Origin of the sequence: Enterobacter cloacae complex sp. 418I7 (assembly GCF_050030705.1) — a bacterium.
In the GTDB taxonomy this organism is placed as follows: Bacteria; Pseudomonadota; Gammaproteobacteria; order Enterobacterales; family Enterobacteriaceae; genus Enterobacter; species Enterobacter intestinihominis.
In genome coordinates this window covers 3,442,614-3,463,846 of the sequence record NZ_JBLGUU010000001.1, presented here as the reverse complement: position 1 = coordinate 3,463,846, position 21,233 = coordinate 3,442,614, and the positions used below count along the sequence as shown (strand labels likewise).

The 21,233-nt window shown below is 45.8% G+C and carries 21 protein-coding genes; 11 read left to right on the top strand and 10 right to left on the bottom strand.

Annotation, left to right across the window (positions count from 1 at the left end; translation table 11 throughout):
- Positions 1 to 2 precede the first annotated feature (2 nt).
- Positions 3 to 1,319, top strand: coding sequence for an amidase (locus ACQG0S_RS16660; RefSeq protein WP_048965941.1), 1,317 nt, complete (start codon positions 3 to 5; stop codon positions 1,317 to 1,319).
- A 335-nt stretch (positions 1,320 to 1,654) separates the two neighbouring features.
- On the opposite strand, the gene ACQG0S_RS16655 is transcribed toward ACQG0S_RS16660, so the two are convergent.
- From ACQG0S_RS16655 to ACQG0S_RS16635, 5 genes are all read right to left on the bottom strand, one after another.
- Entirely contained in the window at positions 1,655 to 1,954 is a 300-nt protein-coding gene (locus ACQG0S_RS16655; protein WP_048965940.1) for a contact-dependent growth inhibition system immunity protein, read from the bottom strand.
- A 442-nt stretch (positions 1,955 to 2,396) separates the two neighbouring features.
- On the bottom strand, positions 2,397 to 2,717 hold the full coding sequence (locus tag ACQG0S_RS16650) for a TA system toxin CbtA family protein (RefSeq protein WP_048965939.1): 321 nt from the start codon (positions 2,715 to 2,717) through the stop codon (positions 2,397 to 2,399).
- A gap of 36 nt (positions 2,718 to 2,753) precedes the next feature.
- Entirely contained in the window at positions 2,754 to 3,077 is a 324-nt protein-coding gene (locus tag ACQG0S_RS16645; RefSeq protein WP_048965938.1) for a type IV toxin-antitoxin system YeeU family antitoxin, read from the bottom strand.
- A gap of 13 nt (positions 3,078 to 3,090) precedes the next feature.
- Positions 3,091 to 3,561 (bottom strand): RadC family protein, encoded by a 471-nt coding sequence (radC, locus tag ACQG0S_RS16640; protein ID WP_048965937.1) that lies wholly within the window; start codon positions 3,559 to 3,561, stop codon positions 3,091 to 3,093.
- A gap of 70 nt (positions 3,562 to 3,631) precedes the next feature.
- Positions 3,632 to 4,450 (bottom strand): DUF932 domain-containing protein, encoded by an 819-nt coding sequence (locus ACQG0S_RS16635; RefSeq protein ID WP_048965936.1) that lies wholly within the window; start codon positions 4,448 to 4,450, stop codon positions 3,632 to 3,634.
- A gap of 406 nt (positions 4,451 to 4,856) precedes the next feature.
- Between ACQG0S_RS16635 and ACQG0S_RS16630 the strand changes: the two genes are divergently transcribed.
- The 3 genes from ACQG0S_RS16630 (at position 4,857) to ACQG0S_RS16620 (ending at position 7,801) form a co-directional block, all read left to right on the top strand.
- Positions 4,857 to 5,528, top strand: a complete 672-nt coding sequence (locus ACQG0S_RS16630; RefSeq protein ID WP_048965935.1) for an inovirus Gp2 family protein — start codon at positions 4,857 to 4,859, stop codon at positions 5,526 to 5,528.
- A 319-nt stretch (positions 5,529 to 5,847) separates the two neighbouring features.
- Positions 5,848 to 7,260 carry a YfjI family protein gene (locus tag ACQG0S_RS16625; RefSeq protein WP_426750603.1) on the top strand — a complete coding sequence of 471 codons (1,413 nt, stop codon included), beginning with the start codon at positions 5,848 to 5,850 and terminating at the stop codon, positions 7,258 to 7,260.
- Between the two features lie 262 nt (positions 7,261 to 7,522).
- Positions 7,523 to 7,801 carry a helix-turn-helix domain-containing protein gene (locus ACQG0S_RS16620; protein WP_074142805.1) on the top strand — a complete coding sequence of 93 codons (279 nt, stop codon included), beginning with the start codon at positions 7,523 to 7,525 and terminating at the stop codon, positions 7,799 to 7,801.
- Between the two features lie 97 nt (positions 7,802 to 7,898).
- Here the strand turns inward: ACQG0S_RS16620 and ACQG0S_RS16615 are convergent, their stop codons facing one another.
- The 5 genes from ACQG0S_RS16615 to ACQG0S_RS16595 form a co-directional block, all read right to left on the bottom strand.
- A complete protein-coding gene (locus ACQG0S_RS16615) occupies positions 7,899 to 8,618 on the bottom strand; it encodes a hypothetical protein (protein ID WP_048965933.1) in 720 nt (239 codons plus the stop codon).
- A 77-nt stretch (positions 8,619 to 8,695) separates the two neighbouring features.
- Entirely contained in the window at positions 8,696 to 9,166 is a 471-nt protein-coding gene (locus tag ACQG0S_RS16610) for a hypothetical protein (RefSeq protein ID WP_048965932.1), read from the bottom strand.
- 57 nt (positions 9,167 to 9,223) lie between these two features.
- The gene (locus tag ACQG0S_RS16605) at positions 9,224 to 9,943 is read right to left on the bottom strand and encodes a helix-turn-helix transcriptional regulator (RefSeq protein ID WP_048965931.1); all 720 of its coding nucleotides are present in this window, start codon (positions 9,941 to 9,943) and stop codon (positions 9,224 to 9,226) included.
- 236 nt (positions 9,944 to 10,179) lie between these two features.
- Complete coding sequence (locus ACQG0S_RS16600; protein ID WP_048965930.1) at positions 10,180 to 11,064, bottom strand: GTPase family protein; 885 nt, start codon at positions 11,062 to 11,064, stop codon at positions 10,180 to 10,182.
- Between the two features lie 166 nt (positions 11,065 to 11,230).
- On the bottom strand, positions 11,231 to 11,470 hold the full coding sequence (locus tag ACQG0S_RS16595; RefSeq protein ID WP_074142804.1) for a helix-turn-helix transcriptional regulator: 240 nt from the start codon (positions 11,468 to 11,470) through the stop codon (positions 11,231 to 11,233).
- A 113-nt stretch (positions 11,471 to 11,583) separates the two neighbouring features.
- Here ACQG0S_RS16595 and ACQG0S_RS16590 point away from each other — a divergent pair, with 113 nt between their 5' ends.
- The 7 genes from ACQG0S_RS16590 (at position 11,584) to ACQG0S_RS16560 (ending at position 21,193) form a co-directional block, all read left to right on the top strand.
- Positions 11,584 to 12,495 carry a hypothetical protein gene (locus ACQG0S_RS16590; RefSeq protein WP_048965929.1) on the top strand — a complete coding sequence of 304 codons (912 nt, stop codon included), beginning with the start codon at positions 11,584 to 11,586 and terminating at the stop codon, positions 12,493 to 12,495.
- Between the two features lie 484 nt (positions 12,496 to 12,979).
- Positions 12,980 to 13,726 (top strand): hypothetical protein, encoded by a 747-nt coding sequence (locus ACQG0S_RS16585; protein ID WP_048965928.1) that lies wholly within the window; start codon positions 12,980 to 12,982, stop codon positions 13,724 to 13,726.
- On the top strand, positions 13,716 to 14,291 hold the full coding sequence (locus tag ACQG0S_RS16580; RefSeq protein ID WP_048965927.1) for a hypothetical protein: 576 nt from the start codon (positions 13,716 to 13,718) through the stop codon (positions 14,289 to 14,291). The genes ACQG0S_RS16585 and ACQG0S_RS16580 overlap by 11 nt, the downstream gene beginning before the upstream one ends.
- A gap of 406 nt (positions 14,292 to 14,697) precedes the next feature.
- On the top strand, positions 14,698 to 16,605 hold the full coding sequence (locus tag ACQG0S_RS16575; RefSeq protein WP_426750598.1) for an ABC-three component system protein: 1,908 nt from the start codon (positions 14,698 to 14,700) through the stop codon (positions 16,603 to 16,605).
- 1 nt (position 16,606) lies between these two features.
- Positions 16,607 to 17,206: an ABC-three component system middle component 1 gene (locus tag ACQG0S_RS16570; protein WP_063137591.1), complete on the top strand. Its 600-nt coding sequence runs from the start codon at positions 16,607 to 16,609 to the stop codon at positions 17,204 to 17,206.
- A complete protein-coding gene (locus ACQG0S_RS16565) occupies positions 17,203 to 20,187 on the top strand; it encodes an AAA family ATPase (protein WP_048965923.1) in 2,985 nt (994 codons plus the stop codon). The genes ACQG0S_RS16570 and ACQG0S_RS16565 overlap by 4 nt, the downstream gene beginning before the upstream one ends.
- Before the next feature lie 88 nt (positions 20,188 to 20,275).
- Complete coding sequence (locus ACQG0S_RS16560) at positions 20,276 to 21,193, top strand: hypothetical protein (RefSeq protein WP_048965922.1); 918 nt, start codon at positions 20,276 to 20,278, stop codon at positions 21,191 to 21,193.
- Positions 21,194 to 21,233: the final 40 nt, after the last annotated feature.

The window sequence follows — 21,233 nt, the reverse complement described above, 5'->3', positions numbered from 1 at the left end:
CTATGAAGCGCCTGATACCGCCAGACGACTGCCCGGAGGAAATTGCCCGCCGTCTCGACGTCATTCAGCAGCACCGGGCGCTCAACGCGATCCTCGGGGTTAACCCTGACGCCATGTCTCAGGCGGAACAGCATCAGCAGCAGCGTCGACGCGGGGAGCCGATCGGCCCCCTGCACGGCGTGCCGTTGATCGTCAAAGATAATATTGCCTGCGCACCGATGCCCATTACTCTTGGCTGCCGGGCGCTGGCCTCACTTAACGCGACGTCGGATGCGCTTGTTATACAGCGGTTGCGCAGGGCAGGAGCGATTATCCTCGCCAGAGCGAATATGTCCGAGTTTGCTTTTGACGTGCGCTCGCGAAGCTCGCTGGGGGGCGATGTGGCAAACCCGCTTCGCCCGTCACTCACCGCCGGAGGTTCCAGCGGAGGATGCGCCGCGGCGGTGGCGGCGGGGATGGCGGATGGCGCATTGGGTACCGATACCGGCGGCTCTATCCGCATTCCCTGTAGCTATACCGGGTTGGTGGGGCTACGGCCTGCTTTTCGCCGTTCACAGCTGGATGGCGTGGCGCCGCTCTCGCCCAGCAAAGATACCGTTGGGCCAATGGTACATAGCGTTGAAGATGCCGCCTTGCTGCATTCGGTGATCCATGGTTTGCCACCGGTTGCGCTTCCTGTGCGTTCGCTGAAAGGCGTTCGCTTTGGTGTGGTAACCGCGTTACAGGGAGAGGATGAGGTACAGCTGGAGGTCTGGCAGTCGGCGCTGCACACGTTGCGTCGTGCCGGAGCAACGCTGGTGGAGGTATCATTACCTTTGCTGGACGACGTAAGTCAGGCGACATGCCTGAGCCTGTATGAATTTCGCGTGGCGATTGACGACTGGCTTAGCAAACAGCCTGGCGCTCCCTCCGGACTAACAAGCATTGTGGACTCCGGCGCTTACCTGCAAGAGTTTGCGCCGTTTCTACGTCAGATGCTGGTGAGTAACACGCTGAAAACCCCGCACTGGCTGGCGGGGCGTCGCTTTCAGCGCCTGTTACGGCAGAGCCTTTGCCAGGTGGCGGAGGCGCAGCGCATCGACGGATTTGTGTATCCCACCGTACAACGGTTACCAGAAAGTATGGCGAAGATGCCGCCAGGCTGCGCACCGGAACTGGCCGCCATCAGCGGCCTGCCGGCTATAACGTTGCCGTGCGGCGTAAGCCGTATCGGTCTGCCGGTGGGGATGGAGATGTTATCGGTGCAGGAGGATGAGACGGCGCTGATGGTGCTGGCGCTGGCGTGTGAGGGGGCGCTGGGCGAGAAGGGACAGATATAAAAAGCCCGCAGAGCTTGCGCCGTGCGGGCTTTCAGCACTTCATCGGATGACTCTGGTAATCACCGATGGAGGATTATTGGGCTGGTGGAGTCTTAATAAATTCATTAATAGGCTGTTTTTTGTTGATAATTTATAAATTCTACTTTCACGGTATGCCAATGGCGATTTGTTGCAGTGTTTCCTGTGGTTAAGCAAACCTGTTTTTTGAATGGATCACACCAAGAAAAAGCTTTTTTGGATTTAACTGTTCACCCTTAACTTATATTTAGAAAGAAAAAGACCGGCTGTTGCTGGTCTGAGGTCGGTTAAGCCGTTACGGGTTTGTCTTCCTGTAGCTACTTCGAAGAAAGGGCAAGTCTGCGTACAGTCATCAGGAAATCGAATGGGGTTGAATCCCACAACTCAGGTGAGAAATCAAATCCATACCGGCTTTTGAATTGCTCATCCAGCCTGTCTCCGTAAAGCGCAAGGAAACAATCGACCTCTTCGGCTAACTCTTTTAACATCCAATCTGGGGCTGTTTTTTTATAGAGTTCAATAGTGCCCTCAATAGTATCCTCTCCCTCATTTATGAGGTCATGATCCTGATTGAAATAACCCTGAATCAGCTGATCAAGATGATAGAAATTTTGCATAATCCACCTGTCCTATGGGGTCGGGAATGCTGTAAGGATATAGCGACAGAGCTGGTCATCCCTGTACTCGGAGTTTGGTTCAAAAGGCATTGAGTAGTTGCCTATTGCAGAACATCTTTTGCCGATGAACAAGAGGCGTGGCAAGCGGCATATGGGCACTGGATGCAAAAATGTAAAACTGGGGTTACTGAAGTTAGCGCTGGCCAAAGTTTTGCCGAGTGGACGTAATGTGGACATGGGCAAAAAAAGGGTTACGTTTTCACGTAACCCCTTGTTTTATTTGGTGGGCTGGCGGAGTCTGAATTGGTTATGTAATTTATTGAATTTACTTTGGTAACTACTAGTTCAACTTTTCGCTGGTGCCTATTTAGGTGCCTAAAAAATTTTTCACAGTATTTTGATGAGTAAAAGGAAGAGAGATAGGGAAGGTGACTGATACTATTTAAGTGTTCATTATCCCCGTAGCTCGCCTTGCTCTGAGAATATCGGTAGCGCTGAGGAATGGCGTCTGATCCTGCCATGAAAATCCCTTCCGGTCGATGCGTACCAGTTCATAACGTTCCACTAGAAAATTCACCGCATCGGCAAGTGTTATTCCTGCGTCGATATGCTCCTCAATGGCCGTGTTGTCATGGAATGGCGTGTCGTTAAGCGTCAGTCCGTAATGGTGTTCCAGCAGATACGTCAGCAGTTGCTGCCAGACCTGCACGGGAGACAGACGTGACGAAACCGGCACTGTGGCCGGTACAGTTGAAATGTGCATGGGCAGAATCCTAAGAAAAGAAGAAGAGAGAAGGTGTTAATCGGTTGGATAAACAGTGAGGTAAACGTAGCCGCAGCTGCCACGAGTATCAGCTATGCAGGTTAAACCCGTAAGATGAATGATCACCTGATGTTGCTGCTGTGGATTTAGCTCACCGGAACGCAGCATTGATTCCAGTTGATCTATAAACAGCGGGAAAGTCTGATCCAATTTCTGCAGTTGCTCCGGGATAAAGCCCCCCGTCAACCCAGCCCTGTCAGCCAGGTAATGCAGCCGATTACCCTCCTGAATCAACCTTGCTCCAAACCGTGGGGCGAAATCGCTTTGTAGCCCCCATTCCTGAGATGGTGTTAATGACATGGATACCCCCCGTTTAAAGCAAACCCTGCTCGGCAAAAGAGACCACTTCGTTTCCAACAACGAGATGATCCAGCACGCGCACTTCCACCAGTGCCAAGGCTTTCACGATCCGCTGAGTAATATGTTTGTCCTGCTGGCTGATTTCCGTCGTACCGGACGGATGGTTATGAGCAAGGATGACCGCTGCGGCATTGTACTTGAGGGCCAATTTAACAACTTCGCGGGGATGTACCTCTGTATGGCTGAGCGTGCCAGTGAAAAGTATTTCTCGCTCCAGCAAGCAGTGCTGGTTGTCGAGATACATCACGATAAAAACTTCACGCTCCTGATGAGCCATCTGTAACTGAAGCCAGGTTTTGGTGAAGCTGGTGGAGGTAAATGGCTTACTCGGCTGACGCTGGTATTTTTCCAGCAATCGTAATGCTCGCCGAATAACTTGCTGCTCATTTGCAGGAAATACCGGGGATAAATTGAATACAGACATATTTGCTCCTTAAAACAAAAAGCCTCGCCGGTTTATTGGCAAGGCCTGAGGGAAGGGATAATAAAAAGGTTCATGAGGCAAGCTGCAGCATATTTTCAGCCATCACCCATAGAGCGCGATTGAGCTTTACATCTCCGTCGATACCTTTTACCGCACGGGTTTGAGCACGCTTACCTTTCGTCGTTCGTCCCGATAGCCCGCCTTTTATCAAGTTCTCCTGAATGCGTTGGTAAGTGGTCCACAGATCATTGCTCTCATCCTGCCAGCGGCGCGGGGAAAGGATCTGCGATTCCGTCACCGGCTGATGCCCTTCACCAAAGCGATAGGTTAATGCCGCTTTCGCCATCGCCTGCTGTGCTGGTGGCGGTAACAAAAGCGACTGCATGGCATCGCGTTTCTCCTCCACCCGGTCAAATATCCCCAGCACTTCGTAAGCCCCTTCAATGACTTTCTCCACCACGTTGCCTTTATGCGGCACTCGTACCTCACCAAAGCTCTCACCGCAAATCAGCCCGTTCTGGCAGACTGCGCGAAATAGTCCCGGCAACATCTGGTATGAGCTGGAGCCGTCATGGCTGTTAAGCAGAATGATTTCCGGCACCTGCTTACCGGTTATTTGCCCTTCACGGCGCAGGCGCAGCATGTGTTTCGTGTGCTCTCTCTTGCTTTGGTCGCGCACACGAGTCTGGCAGGCAAAGAATGGCTGAAAGCCTTCACGCTGCAGGTTATCAAGCAGGGTAATGGTCGGGATGTAGGTGTATCGCTCACTACGAGATTCATGTTTTTCTTCGCTGAACACACTCGGGACATAGTGCGCTAGTTCATCTCGGGTTAATGGACGATCACGGCGAACGAGATTGACCGCACCAAATCGGCTTGCTAAACGCATGGAATAACTCCTTATTAATAAAAATAAATCCCTTGTTCATGATTGAGCAAGAGTTGAATGTTTTTAAAGATAAAATAACGTTATATTCGGTTGGGTAATATAGATGTGATTTAAATTCTATCTTTGTTTTTTATTATCCATTATATGTGATAACTCTAGACCAGAATTTAATGTTCTGGAGTTTTAATTTGCCAAAAATAATAGTTTTCTTCTTTTATTGTCATTTTTGCGATTTGTGGATAGCTAATGGCGTTTGTCTATGTAGGGAACATGTAAGAGTTATTGTTAAGTGATAATAAGTTAGTTATAACAGGACTCATGCTAAGTAAATATCATGACGTATTTACTTTATGTTGGTAATGTAAATTGAATAATTAAATACTGTAATCAGTAGTGAGGGTAGAATATGTATTCTAATATAACAGAATTGGCTCCGAAAACTATTCAGTATAAATATATCAAATCCCATGGACCCCTAAATAAATATCAGCTAAAACGGATAGAGCAGACAATTGACAAAACGCTGGATGAGTATCCTCGAGTATTAGCGGTAAGGGTGGACCTCCATATGCCCGTTTGCAGACCACTCTGTGATATGCTCATTGCAGATGATTATGCCAGAACAGATGCCGCTGCAATCTCTCGGTTTAATGCTTCGCTTAACACGAAAATAAAACACTATGAATTTAAACAGAAAAAGGCAGGTAAACGGGTACGTGAAACATCATCTCGCATTGTGTGGGCAAGGGAGTTCTGTCCTACAAATTATAAAAAACACTATCATGTTTTGCTTCTGCTCAATCGGGATGCATTTAATAGTCTTGGATCATTTGAGAGTGATAATGGAATACCGCTTCGTTTTATCCGTGAAGCATGGATGAGCGCTATTAATTTGATTTATCCCAAAAATAAAGAGTTGGTACAGATACCTGACAATCCATGCTATTACATAAGTGCAAAAGACGGTAAGCAAAGTGAAGCTTACAGAGAGCTGATATTTCGCTCAAGTTATCTTGCTAAAGAGAAAAGTAAATGTTTTACAGATGGGGAACGAAATTTTGGTTGTAGTATTAAGTGAAGAGGGACGGTGAATTATAAGACTGGTTAACTAAAAGCTTTTTAAATGAATAAAAATATCGATTATATTGCCGAAGGGGCTGGTGAATATCAGGTGTAACTCAGTAAGATGCGTCTCATTTGTAAATAAAAAGATTGGTAAGTAATTATTAAGAGTCGTGAGGTTAAATCATTTTGAATTTTTATGATGCTTACAGATTGATGTTATAAACTAATTTAGTCCGATACAATCTAATTACTCTGAGGTGGCTTCACAACATAAATTTTAATGTTTAAGTTGCTCTCCTGCTCTTCATCCAAAGGATTCACAGGAGATAAACATGAATACGAACCCGATTGTTACGAATTTCTCGAAACTTGTTTTCCCACATCTTTTCGAAGAGGTAACAGGGGCTATACAAGCCATAACGCATGCACCGACAGAGTTGATCGCAGGAACACAGTTGTCAGTGATGTCACATGCTTGCCAGGGTGTGGTGGAGTTTGAACACAATGACGGAAGAAGAAGCCCTGTGTCCCTGTACAGTATTATTCTGGCTGAATCAGGGGAGAGGAAAACGGCAGTGTTCAATCTGCTGCAGAAACCAATACAAGACTTTCAGAAAAAAAAGTTGAAGGACTATGAGGAGGAAATGAATATTTATGAAGCGGACTCACAGTCATGGTGGGCCATCAGAAAGACCATACTTCGCCAAATTAGAAAAAAAACAGACATGGGTGAGGACAGCACATTTGAGCAGGAACAATTGAGAGAACACTTTACCCATCAACCTAAAAAGCCAAAGCGCCCCAAGCTACTCTATAGTGATGCTACACCTGAGGCTATTATCCAGGGACTGGTTGAAAGCATAGGTACGTCAGGTTTAATCTCCGATGAAGGCGGTGTGATTTTTAATGGGCGGGCGATGGGTAATACACCTCTTTTTAATCAACTCTGGGATGGAGGGAGTGTTGATGTGGAGCGTAAAGGACATCGTCTGAACGTTGATAACGCCAGACTTATGGCGCTTATAATCACCCAGAGAAATGAGTTAGTCCTGTTCAGGAAAAAGCATGGTGCTCGTGTCCAGGGAAATGGTTTTTTTGCCCGCTGTCTGTGGTCTGTAACTACATCAACGCAGGGTATAAGAACGCATCAACCTGATATCCACGTAGATACCAGTGTTCTGGATAAATTTAACAAACGAGTTGAGGAATTACTTGAACAAACGCTTGCCGGAACCACTCCTTGTGTTCTGCATTTTTCTGCTGACGCGGAGAGGCGCTTTGCACAGTATCAAAATGAAATTGAGCAAAGGATATTAACAGAGAAAGAAAAGCATGATGCACTTCCGGGAATTTTATCAAAGCTTCCTGAGAATGCGGTAAGGCTGGCAGCATTGATGCATTTTTTTTATGAATTTGAGGGTGATGACATTAATTTAGGAACGCTAAATTATATTTTTCTGATTATGGAATATTATTATCAACAAGCAGTGAATATATTGACTGCCAGCCTGACTTCCGATAAGGAGGATGCCAAAAGGCTCTGGGAGTGGTTAATGACAAGTTCTTTCTGGAATAATTCCTCTGTCGCGAAGTCAGAAATAAGACGTTATGCGCCCTATCAGCTGCGTGATGTAGCCCGCTTTAACAACGCGTTAAAATATCTTGAGGAGGCTGGTCTGGTATCTATAAGTAAATTCAAAAATGGCAACGGTTCGGTCAGTCAAATGGTGGGCATCAATCGTTAATGTAAGATATCCACAACTACTCCTCTGCTTTTCCTGCTCCGTAGAGCAGAAATCGCAGGGGGGAATTTCCAGAAAATTATCCTTAATGAAAAGCACACTCTGTACCCGCATTTGAAAAAAACAGACGAGAGCTGTGTAAATTTACAGTTAATGTTTAACTCAGGTCAGTCGTCTGACAGACACATGCTGACGTTTTTATTATCTGTGAAGCAAAATGCTTTGCTGCATGACATTTTGATTTTCTGTATGACAGGAGTGATTGATGATTAGGTGCCACCTGAACAGACTGATGGGTGAACGCAGATTAAAGGTTGCCGATGTGGTACGCGATACCGGTCTTCCCCGTAGTACTGTCACAGCGCTCTGGAGAGATAACGCCACCCGGATTGAGCTGCCAGTGCTAAGCATTCTCTGTCATTATTTTAAATGTGATGTCAGTGAGTTACTGGAGTTTACTTCGGATGAAAATCACGTTGAATTATGTCGTCCAAGAAAGGGTTTAAATAATTTTTCACATCGTGTCTGGTTTATGAGTAAATAAGACAAAATCATTAGTGGGCTGTATTTTTAATGTTAATGATTTTGTCATTATTGAATTTAGGTTTGTTGCTTTATACCAAAATTTTGTTTATTCATGGCTACCATTTTAAATAATTACAAGCAGCACTATCTGCTCTATATGAACAGTTTATCTTGGCTGCTTCGTAGCCGATTAAACCTATAATGGGGTTATTGTTCTCATTGTTGTTGTAAATATCTTTTAGAAGGTTATCTCCTTGTTGGCTAGCCCAGCTCTGAGAGCCGTTATTAAAATCAAAATAATATTTTGCTGAGAGCAGTTGGACGGATTGCTCTGTATCTGGCAAAACGCTCCAGATAATAACTTGCTTAACTTTGATGATTTCATTTTCAGCCAGTTTTTTAGCAGCACTTAAACCTTCTTTCAATTTTGAATTGTCTGGTTCTTTCTTAAAGCAATAAGGATCACTTCCATTGGCGACACAGGCCTCATTGTATTGATCTATAGAACGCTTTGCGCTTTCTATCAAACTGGCGTATCCATTAGCAAACCGAGTCATTTCCCTTTTCCAGATATCATTAGTTGCAGATATCGACATATCACACGTATAAGTTACGGTTAGGCGTCCTTGCTCATCGGCTCCATTTTCCCATTGAAAGGATTCACATCGCTGGCGATGTTCTAATGCGGTCCCCAGGGTTCTGGTTGAATCGATATTTGATAATACCTGTGATTTTATAATTTCCTGATTGTTTGAAGCGGATACGTCATCACAGCCAGCAAGAATAAAGATTGAACAGCCGATAAACAATTCAGTAAGTACTTTTTGTTTAGACATGAGTGATTCCTTTTGAAGTTTTGTTAAATTATTCAGTCTTGATTAAATTAGGCCTGATAAGGCGATTTGATCTGGTTTTAATGAATGAAGGGCACATGTTCGATGCCTTTATGAAGTAAGTTGCTCTTGGTATTTATCGTATCGGTCAAACAAGCGTGGCTTTCAATTTCTTTACCCATAGGGTTCATGACACTGATATGAGCGTCGGGCTGACCTTTGTACTCTTCATAAGCGATCGCAATAGCACCTTCTATATCTTCTCCTGTTCCTCGCAATACAAAGACTCTGCTGTCAGTAACATCATTTACTGTGATGGACTGTTGAGCTTCACCTGAATTTGTGTCCAGTTTGATAACTGTGCGACCTTTATCTGAACTCTTATCCTGAGATTCAAAGTAAATATATACAGTATCCTTTTTATGACTCAGGGTCATAACCTCACCCGTATCAAGTGTGCATTTTAAATCCCAGTTTTCCTGACAGGCCTGCGAATAACTGCTTAACAATATGAGCAGATATAAAGATACTTTCGTTTTTACAAGATTCATATAACCTGCTAATTAAGTGAGTGGACTATTGTTAATTGATGAATTGCTCCTCTTTTACTACTGTTTATTTGATGGATAATATTTTTTACATGAACGATGATAAGCCGAATTCATTACATCGTGGATATAAGGAAAATGAGGTAAGGATGCGATGAACCGCTCACCCGCAGTGAGATGGCAGATGTCATCCCTGCGTACAAAACTCTCTGTGGTTAATTTCACCTGGTTGATGCTGGCTACTGGAATAACCCTGATTATTTCGGCCTGACAGGCAACTAAATACCAATTACCTTCCGTGTGGATAAGTCGGTAAGGTTCCAAGACTGTGTGAAAATCACCGTCAGTCAGCAAATGAATACGGTTTTGCTGACAGACCGCCTGTATCAGCCGCTGAAAGCATTCTGATGACACAACCGAGTCGGAATGCGATGAAGGCCAGATTAGGCAGGGGGAATATGATGTTTCACCTGTGAGGTAATGCATCAACCTGCGGTCAGGCGACGGAAACAATTGAGTGATACCGGTGTTGCGCATAAATGCCAGAACATCTAACGAGCTGTCTGTAAAGCGTTTCCCGTCAAGCCGCCAGCGTCCATTCTCACTGACGATATTAAGGTGGAGTAGTCGCTGGTGGAAATCTCGCTGCAACGTTCGTTCAGATACTCCAAACTCTTCTGCCAGGGTTTTAAGGTCAAGAGACTCTCCTGACAGTAACCTGCTGATAATCTGTGTTAGCCTGATGGCAAACCGGTCATAACGAGTTGATGTATTGTTCATCAGAAAAAATATCCAGGGATAAATTACTGTTTTTCATGAGGTTATTATGAATCATTCGCACGTCAGGATGTGTCGCAGTAAGGGGAGGAATAGAGAAAAAACGTCCAGACAAATAATTAAGTAATATCCTGATTAACAATAACTATTTTTTCAGAGACAGAACTGAAGCTGGTCGCGACATATCCTGTCGCTGAAATTCACAATTCTCAGGTGGCTTAACTTAGTGGAGAGGTGCATCAGAAAAACCAGTGCCATATTGCGGTAGCTGCATTCTCCAGCCCTTCTCTGAGCACTCCCAGTCCGTTGCGTATCACGTTGGGGAGAGGTATGGCCTCCAGAATCCTGCTCAATACTTCTCCCAACAAATCCGCGAAATCCTTTCGGGCCTTAGTCTCCGATTCTTTGGTGCGATGTTCTTTCCTGATCTGGCGAAAGACGCCACTAGTAGCCTCTGGTGGCAGGGCAAAAATCATTGTTTCTACTATGCGAGACATGTTGTAACCGGTTTTTGCTGAAACAGCATGCACCGGGTAAGGGGTAAAGAACTGGCGTGAAACGGCAGCACTTCTGGCTGCGAGCGTCATGAGTTGCTCCACTGAAGGAGATCCTTTTTCACGATCCCATTCCTGTGATGGCTCGGCTTTGTCAGCCTGGTTGATAGCAAAAACAATGCCGTCTGTCGATACGCCACAATCCAGTAGAAAACGGTGGAACTCTTCGTCTGTGGTACAGGCCCGGTCATCGGCTTTCATCACCCAGAGAATGAGATCCAGCTTCGGTAACTGTTCCTGGTACATATGGCGGTATATCTCATCATGCTTCAGCGATTCACCTGCGCCCGGCAGATCGACCAGCGTCAGGCTGCGTCCTCCTGCGTTCAGGGTAAAGTGCAAAGGTTTACGTGTGCAGCCTTCTGCATGGCTGACCGGGCTGAGAGGTTGTTCAAAAAGGGCATTGCATAGCGAGGATTTTCCGACACCAGATTTCCCCATGATGCCAATCACGGGTTCGTAATTAATACTCTGGCGTATATGCTCCAGCACCAAATCGGAGATGTGTCCAGGAAGAATGGATAAAGGTTGCTTCAGGACATTAATGCCCCGTTCTGTTGAATCAGACATGTAGCCTCCGGAATGAAAAAAATTCGATACAGCAATATCGCTGCAATATATTCATTGCGGTAATACAGGTCTGTTTTTTTTTGCATTCGAATTACGGGAGAGAAATGTGATTTTGTTGAGCAAACCGGGGACATTGCCCCGGTTCACTGATACGGTGAAATGATATCTAACGTCGCATTACCCATTCGTTCAGTTCTGACTCCAGCCAGCCAACGGATTGCCTTCCCAGTTGTCGTTGTTTTGGAAATGTTTCATCGTAGCGTGGCGATTTTGGATTAAGCCAGTCGTATATGGTTGAGCGTGAAATACCCATTTTTTTCATGACATCTTTTAGCCTCAAGATCCTCGGTGAATCAGGAATATTTGCGTAACTGGATGTATGTGAGGAGAGGTGGTTTTGTAACATCTAGGCTTCCTTAGTATGCGTTTGTTCGGGTAGTCACATGTTGCCGACATAGCCGAATTCGGCATACACTCGAAGTAAAATGCGAATAAATTTACTTAAGGCGTTTACTTTTTATGAAAAATGTGAAAGTTGATTTTTTTGATGGTTTTTATCTACAGCTTTGTGCCGTCTTTGAAAGCAAGTTTCTTGAGTTGGGAAGGAAACTTGAAGCTGAAAAGAAAGGCGAATGTGAGGACATTCTACATAGGTACAGGCAAACCGCTCATGATAAAATCGAAGAATTTAAAATGATTGAATTGGCTAAAAAACAGGGGCAACCTGATTTAGATAGGGCTTGTGATGATGATATTCGGTACTCACAGGAGTTTATAAATATTCATGGGGTAATGGTTGAAAAGCCTTTTGTTTATAAGAAAACTTATGTGGAAGTTCGGGGTGAAAATCGTAGCAACATTGTTGGTCATAAACTGACAGGGCTTGCGAGACTATATGGTACACAATATGAATCTTTATATATCTCTATGGCTGTTGAAGATTTTTATTGGGCACAATTTCAATATGAATCAGGTAATAAAAAAGAGAGCTGTGAATTCCTGCTTGATGCATTTTCTTATATTAATAGCTGCATTTCATGTAATGATGGTACAGAATCACAGGAGTATCATAGATTCAGACGTGATTTCGATAACATATGCCGAAAAATGAATTCTAGCATGGGAGGGAAGAATAAACTGCAAGATCTTGAGCACTTGAAGCCTTGTGTTTTTATTTGTGCTAAGAATCTTTCTGCTTTAAACGATGTTCCTGTTGGCGGATGGAAAACGAAGAAAGAATTTTTTGAATACATAATCCCCGCTCTCTGTGAATATGATAAAAAAATAAATTCTGACAGATGGGATGGTGATACGGGGAGCAGGGAAGAATCTATCCGTAACAAACTCGACATATGGTCAAGGGGGGAGCTTAAAGATGTAATCAATAAGGTGTTAAGATCCAAAAAAGTTAGCAGTTTCATTGCCCGTTAAACAGTATCAGAGGGGCTGGAAGGTTAGAGTATATTCAGGGCGGACTAATGCAAAACGTGTAGTAGTCCCTGTTTGAAGCGAACAGACTACAACCAGAACATCTGGTACTCAGATGTTCCTGACAGAATTAACATGGGAATGAATATCAATTATCTGCGTACTCTATCAGCGAAACCGCGATCGGCATCGTCGCGCCATGCTCGCATATCACTAGGGGGCGTTTTCTACAAGCTGGGTTGGTCAGATCACAGAATAAAAAAATGAATTTTGTATTCTACAGTATGAGAAAGTAATGAATTAACTCATGATAAGCGCACCCGTGAAATGGCCGAAGCTGAGGAACCTTAGTCGCCGGATAGCGATTTGATTAAAATTAAGAATGTGTGGTGTCCTCTGGCGGAATACTTCATTGTAGAAGTCATTCTCTGTAACGGTGGATAAATGAATAGGTATTACGTGGTAACTGTGAAGCGAAAGGAGAACCGTGAAACTGTACGAAAACGTGGTGATTGGTAATTTTCTCTATGGATTGGGCGTTTCCATAGGAAATCGGCTTAAATCCGGATACCTTCCGGGGGCTGTCAGTTTATTGCAGCAGACTCCCGAGGACAAGGCGTTGGGGGATGTCCTGCTCGAATTTCCCGGTACACTGCGTCTTATCGAATTCAAGGCACAGGGGAATCGTTCAACAAAGGAACGTCGCCGTCACAATAAATTATCGACGATCCTAAAAGACAAACAGGAATTTCGGGATATTTCTTGTAGAGAGCAGGAAATGCTGAGTATTTCCCGCCGAGTCCACTGGTACGTGGAAACAACACCGTCCCCTCTGAAAGGAGTTGAAGCTTTTTTTTCTCCTTACCTTGATGCCTTCGACACAGGGAAACCAGCGAAGCAATTATTCGCACTGGAAAAATACATTGAATCCGTAGCTGATGATGTGGTTACGTCGAGGAGTGATGAACGCGATGTGCAGGAGAAGGAGTATCTGAAACTTGTACGCTGGTGTCAGGGCGTGGGCGAGACAGGTGCTGGAGCGTTGATTGTCATTGTGGGTGCTGGCGGCTGTATGGAGTTTGTCGCGCTGGAAGATTTGATGGCTTTGAACATGTCTTATGGAAAATGGGTGACATACAGACAAGACATGGAGTTGCGGCTGGAGAGGGCGTTGGAAATGGAGCTTAAGCAAAAAGAACTGAAGATGGAGCGAGGGTGGGAATATGGGCGATAACGTGGAAAAACGTTTGACAGATCGTGATGTCCAGTTGTTCTTTGATGCGGCAGAAACACTGCGGGAAGCCGCAGAGTGCGACGGTGAGAAGGCCAGGAAGGCAACGGCAGAATTGGCTTCTTTCATCAACCGGTTAGATGTTCGTCTCAAAAGGCTGGAAAACGATGTCTCTCACAAAATAAATGGCTCAGCGGAAATGACTGCCAATCGTGCGGCTGAGCTGTTGAGTGTCCAATTTCGACAGGCGAATGAGGCGGCCCAGAGAGCAACAGAGCAGTACCAGGAAGCGGCAAAAAACCTCAACTATAGAAACTGGTTCTATATCTTGGGTACTCAGTTTGTACTGGTGTTGGTTTTTATCGCATCCATTATGTTTCTGGTGCCTTCTCTAGATGAAATACAGCAACGCCGGGCGCAAATGGCAGATTTAAATGAGCAACTTGATGGCGTTCCATTGCAATGGGGAATGTGTGGTAAAGAAAAATGTTTCCGCACAGATGAACGCAGTGGCAAGGGAGCCAAAGGTGCTGATGGCAACACTTGGCGCGTTCCCTGGAAAGGGTAACAGTACTCATATCCATTAGCTCTGACGTAACTTTATGCAATCAATCCAGTTCGATCTCTACAAACTTGGGTGGAAGGCTTTCGAAGATCTCATTTCGTGCATCCTGAAAGAAACTCTTGGGCAGACGTTCCAGGTATTTCTGACGGTGTTGATGGCGGTCGTGATGGCGCTTTCTATGGCTCTTGGTCGGAGACTAGTTCCGGCGAGATCATGAACGGTAGTTTTACCGTTCAATGCAAACATACCAGCAAACAAGACATGAAGCTGCTGAAGAGTGTGATTTGTGATGAGCTTCCAAAGATCGAGCGGCTACACATGAATGTCAAACTCACTATAAAATCTTTGTCCATTCAGTTAGCATATCCTTCATTTCTTCGGGGCTAAAAATGCAATAAGGAAAATCTGAATGCTCAGAAGGTTCCGGTTAGAGCGGAAGTCTGACTATGAAAAGCTGGTGATTGCTCAGCGTCTGGCGGACATGCTTGAGAAATTCTTAAGTGGAAGGCTGGCCCCTCTGTCGCTTGGTGCTGAACAAGGTGGCATTGAGGAGTGGGACGATGTGGTCATCATGCACACCACAGACCACTATGAGCATTTACAGATTAAGCGCCAGTCGACTGACTTTTGTACCAAAGATCCTGATAAAGCTGTACAACTCGCTAAAAAATCCAGAAAGGGTTCCTCGCCCATCTCCCCGACCAATTCCGTTTTAGACTCGGCGTTTTCTAGTCTTGCCAGAATCGCGAAAGCGGGAAAACTTGATGAATTTCCCAACCGTGAGTTCAGACTCACTCTCGTGGGTCTGCATCTGCAGATAAAAGATAATTTTTCAGTCAATCATTTAGAAGAAGTCTGTGATCTTTGTCGTCAAAAAGGACTCAGTATAGAGGAATTAGCTAAGCGTCAGGATGGTCCAACCACGAGGGCTTATTTATGGCTAACAACTTGGTGTGGATTCGAAGACTGGAGTCAGATACGAAATGTGCTTCGCATGGTTCAAATCAATTGTATCGGTAACGATGCGACATTAAAAGATAGGACAATTCACTCGCTTGGTCGTTACTTCAGCGATCCGAATCGTACACTGGACCGTTTAATTACCTATATCGCGGCAGAAACATCTGACGTAGCAGCCTTGGGCTGCCATGACGTAGTCCAGGAACTGCGAAGTGAACTGCGCCCTGATGTTGAAACCTGGGTGCAGTATCAGTTACGCGACGGTTCTACAATGGCTAGCAAAACTTGGTCATTAGCCGGAACTCTTGATCTTGCCAGTCCCACAGCAAGGTCTGCAAAAGGAGTCGTTGAGCACATGTGGAGTAGTGAGCCCGGCAACCGCAAGCTCAGAGTCTATGCCAATTACTCCCCCCTGGTTGGAGATAATCTGACTCTTCTTTCGGCCATCGTACGTATGGCTTTGCACTTACCCCAGGGCAGTCAAGGGCTGATGTTAGGTGAACCAGCGTGGCGCAGTAGCGTTGGTCATGAAATTGGACACACACTTGGCTGTGCAGAACATGACTACAGCGATCTGCCTTGGCTTGAGAATGCTGAACGCCTAGCATGTGCACAAGATCATGAATTTAAGTCGTTAAGTGCAGCCCGAGGAGAAGCTGAAGCGCTTGCTAAAGCCATGGACGACTTGCTGTGGCAACGCCTCCTCCAAGGGGTTTCAGCAAAGCTCGGCTCAATCTCAGATTCGGCGCTAGCAGATGCGATGGATACGGTCTGGCAGTCATGGCTGGGCGGGTTCGCCGCTGCACCTGAAAACCGCCGAAAATTCATGGATCAGCTTCTGTATCCGAAAACTGAGAGAAAAAATGAAAAGCATGCGCTTCGGTTGGGCCTTCGTACTTTAAATCTTCTCGTTACTGCTGTTGAAACCTTATTGCTGGTTGCAGTGGGTTTCCCTGAAGGCAGCAATAACTGGGATTCTTTTCAGGAAGGAGGCCCAGTATTGAGCATTGCTCTTAAGTACTGGTCTGGCCCTGCTGGTGGTTTTTCGGGAGTGCGGGAGCTTTCTGACGATCCGTTAATAGCTGTTATCGGACCTAATCCGGATCCCATCGTGATCTTATCGGGTGTGAGTACATCCCCATCAGAATTATTAAATATAGGAATGGCTGACGACGCAGAGACTGCGACCAGTATGGCCGCTGAGCGTCAACCGCACCTGCTTGTCACGCGGTCTGGAATGTTTCGTCATTTACATAACGGGACACTTGACTCCGTACGCCAACATTTCACTAAGCAATGGCAAGATCGAAAACTCGCTCGTGAATCGGCCATTGAGAAGAATACGAAAGGATCCTGAAATGCCGACAATCCAAGAACTCGTTACCGCTATAACCAAGCGTGCTGAGGGCCGCTATGAAGTTCATTTGGTAGATGCGGACGAAATGGTTTCACCCTCAATTGATATCGGCATGACTGCAATACAACTCAGACGCATTAATCGGGAAAATGCCGGATGGCGGACAGTGTTGATCACGGCCTTTCCTAGTAACCACGATAATATCCAGAGTGCTTTCAGATGGGCCGCTGATATCCGAGACATACTTGCAGAGCCGCAGACAGCAGACCTTTACATGTTTATGCTCATCGACGGAGTTGAGTCAGAAGATGCTGCCCGTTTCGAAACGGACGATCGATTCTGTAGAAAATTGGTACTCAGGAAGCATGAAGATATCGATTCTTTCCTTGATCGGAGTTTTCTGGCGTCTTTAACACCCGCAAGAGATGGGAATGATATCAGCGATCCTCTTCTAGCTTCCCTGAACGCGATGTGTCAAGCCCACAATTGGGTAAAACCTCACCTTGAAAAATGGCGTGAATTGCTGCTTTCTGAGAAATCTGGCGATGAAATTGTTAATTGTTTGAGGGATATGGCGTTTGGAGAGAAGGACTTCCAATGAAACACCTTAAATCTATTACGCTATCAAACGTCCGCCGATACGGTGCAGACACCAAAATTGAGCTCAGTGGCGGTGCAACTATTCTACTGGCCCCTAACGGCACGGGGAAAACGGCCTTCTTCGAAGCTATCGAATTCAGTCTCACAGGTAATATTTCTCGTCTAGGTGAGAATCTCTCACCTATCATCCGGGAAAGTCAGACAGTGGCTAAGGTGGTCTTGGATTTTGGGGATGTACAAGCCTCTGCGCAGGTGAGCAACGGAGGTGACGTCAAAAGGACTGGTGATTTAAGCTCTCTCTTTCCGGATACGAATGCCGAGGACATCCCCTTTTTACTGAGACTTACCCACTTACTGGATCAGCGCGAGGGACAATGGCTGGTAAAAGCGGATGCAAAAGTTGCGGGCGCTCAGCTGGCTCGCTTGCCAATCGGTAAAGATGGAACCCTAGTTAGTAATGCTCTTGGTGGCATTCGCCGCGTTCTCACTGAGAAGCTGAAGCAAGCGAACAGATCCCTTGAGGCGCTCGAAGCCGAGTTTGGGGAATGGCAAAGTCTGATTCTTGATCGTGACCAAGCCGCAACACAATCTCAGGCCGCACTGCGCAGCAAAGAAAACATTGCAGAATCAATCTCAGAAATCGCTCGCAATACTCAGAGTGCAGAACAATTGCCAGTAGGTTTACTGGTTCCACCAGTGGGTATCAGCAATCTGGAAACAATGCACGATGCATTAGAGCAAACAGTACAAGCCAAGCTGAGTCAACTTCGCGAACAGATTGCAGCGCTTATGGAAGTGGATGGACTAATTGGCCGGTTCGTTTCTGAGCAAGTGAGTTCTGAGCAGCTTGGCAATGCGCTTATAACTGCTAAAGAAGAGTTGACACAAAAACAACAGGAACGATCTCAGCTTGTTAATAAAAAAAATACACTCCAGAAGGAACTCGTCACAGCTGAAGCTGAACGTGATGTAATTATACAGCAGCTTAACCGGCTCAATAGTGAGGCGCGAACCAAAGAGACCTTCGAACAACGCAAGCATGATTTGGCGTCAGCTGACAAAGCGTTGGCCGACGCCCAGACTCTGGCATCAACCTTGCGACTCGTACATGAAGGGAACGAACAGCTCCGTATTGAACACGAACTTATAAGTAAACAGCGTAAATCTCTGCTACTTGTAGATAGTGAACTACTTACCGCTCATCAACTTATCAAGCGCTGGGAAGAGATTCTTCAACATATCTCGACCGTTACCGACTCGGTTAGCAATGAGGAAATTCAGAAGCGTGTACTTCAGGAGCGTCTTCATACCGCAAACACGTTAAAGGCATTAGCTGAAACCGATGAGCTTTCAGTGAAGCAGCTCCATGAAACGCTCACGTCTACTGCTGACACAATAAGGCAATCCGTAGCCTCCATTGCCGCACATATACCAGAGGATCGCGGGGACTGCCCTTTATGTGGAGTGGAACACGGCGCTGCCATTCTTCATGAACGCATTACCAAATCATTAGAGGCTATAGATCCCAAAGTTATCGAAGCAGAGCAGTGCGTCAAAACCGCATCCGATCATTTACGTAGATGTACAGAATCAGTGACACATGCCGAAACAGAATTGAAAACGTGCCAGAGTAAAATTGTTGAACTGCGAGGCGATATCGTTCGCTCAGTAGCGGATATCAATCAACTCAAAACAAACATCCTTCTTGACGGAGATACGGTACAACTAGCGAAAGCATCTATCCAGCGTCGCGAAGAATCAAATGCTTCAGCGAAACATCAACTTGACGAAAAACAGCATAATCTTGCCCCCTTACCGACACCTGAAATATTGGAAGCGTCTAAAAACGCGTACCAAACGGCGACTCGCGAACTGGATACTGCGCGGCAGAATCGGGCCGGAGCCTTGGCTAATCTTGAACAAACAACCGCTGCACTAGCTGCAATAACAACATGTGCACTCCCTTCAAAAACGCTGGCTGATTTATCCATTGAGCAAAACAAAAATGCCATTCGACTCACTGAATTAAAATCGCAAATTGAGGCTGAGCAGTCTGCACTGGATAGACAGAATATCCCTTTAACTGAAGCTAATAATAAGATAAGTGGCATCGAAAAGCAGATCACTGACGCTCAGGCTCAGCTAGCCTCAATCCGATATTCATGGAGACAACTGTCCTTCCTCGGCGATCCCGCGCACGAAGTGGCGAGCAGTAAAGAGATTCAACTACAGTCATCCGTTGCTGACCTGTCCCGACATTCAGAAAAGTTACAAACACTCAAAATTGAGATTGGCACTTGGAGCAAGCTGGAACAGACTCGTTTGGCACAAGGGCTTATAGATCGTCGCCGAGGAACATCATCGGAACAGGAATTTGCTACGAGCCTCAGCCAGCGAATTGATAACGAGAGAGCAATTCAGATGCAGTTGCTGCAATTATCTGAAGCGATGGAGACGCTCAATCGTTGCCTGTCTGCTGAGATCTCGAATGTACAAAAACATGTGCTCTCTGTCGTTCCAAGGTGGCAGGCTTTGCTCAAACGCGTAGTGCGAGAACAGCGTTTTACTGGCACCAGTTTGGGTTTTCGTAGTATCTACAGAAAGGAACATGCTGAAGTATCTGTTCCTTTGCATGGGAAGTCAGTACCGGTTCCGGCGATAGCGAGCGAAGCTCAGCTTACTGATCTACAGCTTACCTTCTTGCTCTCCATGGCATTGGAACACCAGTGGTCCTCATGGCGCTGCCTGCTTCTGGATGATCCGACACAGCATCATGACCTGGTCCACGCAGCATCCGTATTCGATTTACTGCGCGATTACATAGTTGATCATGGCTTCCAGATTGTAATTGCAACGCATGATGCCCTTCAGGCCCGCTACTTCATGCGCAAACTGCAAAATGACGGCATTGATGCACGCTTGTGGTCACTCGTTCCAACACCTGAAGGGGTGACGGCATCTGAGATGCAGATAACCAGATAACCTAATAGCGCTGTGCCAGGTAATAAAGCAAGGCTGTTGTGCTCTCAACCTGAGAAAACTCGAAGGCTATTCATTTTAGGAGGAAAGGATGGAATCTGCTCGTGACAAACGCACCGGAGAAAAAGTGGATGCTGAAGAACTCTGGTTGTTGGATATCGTTGATACCAGTGGTTATGTCTGCTGGGGATGCGGAATCGAAATGTATCCTTCCGCCTATAAAAAAGGCAGTAAGAAAAGACCGTCGTTTAGTAAAATGCCAGGAAAAGAACACATTAACTGCGATGCTGATGCCGAGAGCACTGTTGTTAAGCAGGGCCAGAAGAAAAGCGTCCGCCATCTCTTGGACAGTGCACCGGCTTTGATGCCAGCAGGGTTAAAGTTGATTGAAAAACGTCCAGTTGTTGATCCTGACGCAACAGGTGGTGAAAACAGTTCGAGCACAACACGTTCTACATCATCAACATCCAGTAGTGGCAATGCCCCAACACGGCAATCGCGTCGTCCGGTTAATGCTATTCGGCAGATTTGTAGAGCGTTTATTCACTTCCCATATGATCGAGGTATGTCACTACATATACCGGATATTGATGCCGATACTTACATGTCCGTTTTTAAAAAACTTAAAGATCCTATTCAGTCTTATCCGGAGCAACGGGTTTTCTACTCACAGCTGTTGTGGCAGAAATTTGAGCAAGATGAGAATCGGATTATCATTCCGCTTTCTGGAGAATGGGTTAAAGATGAATCCGGAAGGCTCAAGCCTTCTCGAAGTTACAAACTCCATGTGGAATGGAGCGGCTGGTCCCAAGCTAAACGCACAGCACTTCGAAATGAGCTGGAGGCTGCCCAGGAAGAAGCGAAGGATGCGGGGAAGAAAAAGCTAAAAGACAGGGCTCAGATTTTCTTCATTGGTGAGCAAAGTACCGAGGACCATGAGGTCTTCTACGTAGCCGATTACAGGCTGATTTGTGCGATCGTAGGACATATCACCTATCCGAGAATTTAAATTAAAATCAGAAACTTGAGCTGTAACTCCTAACAAGTTG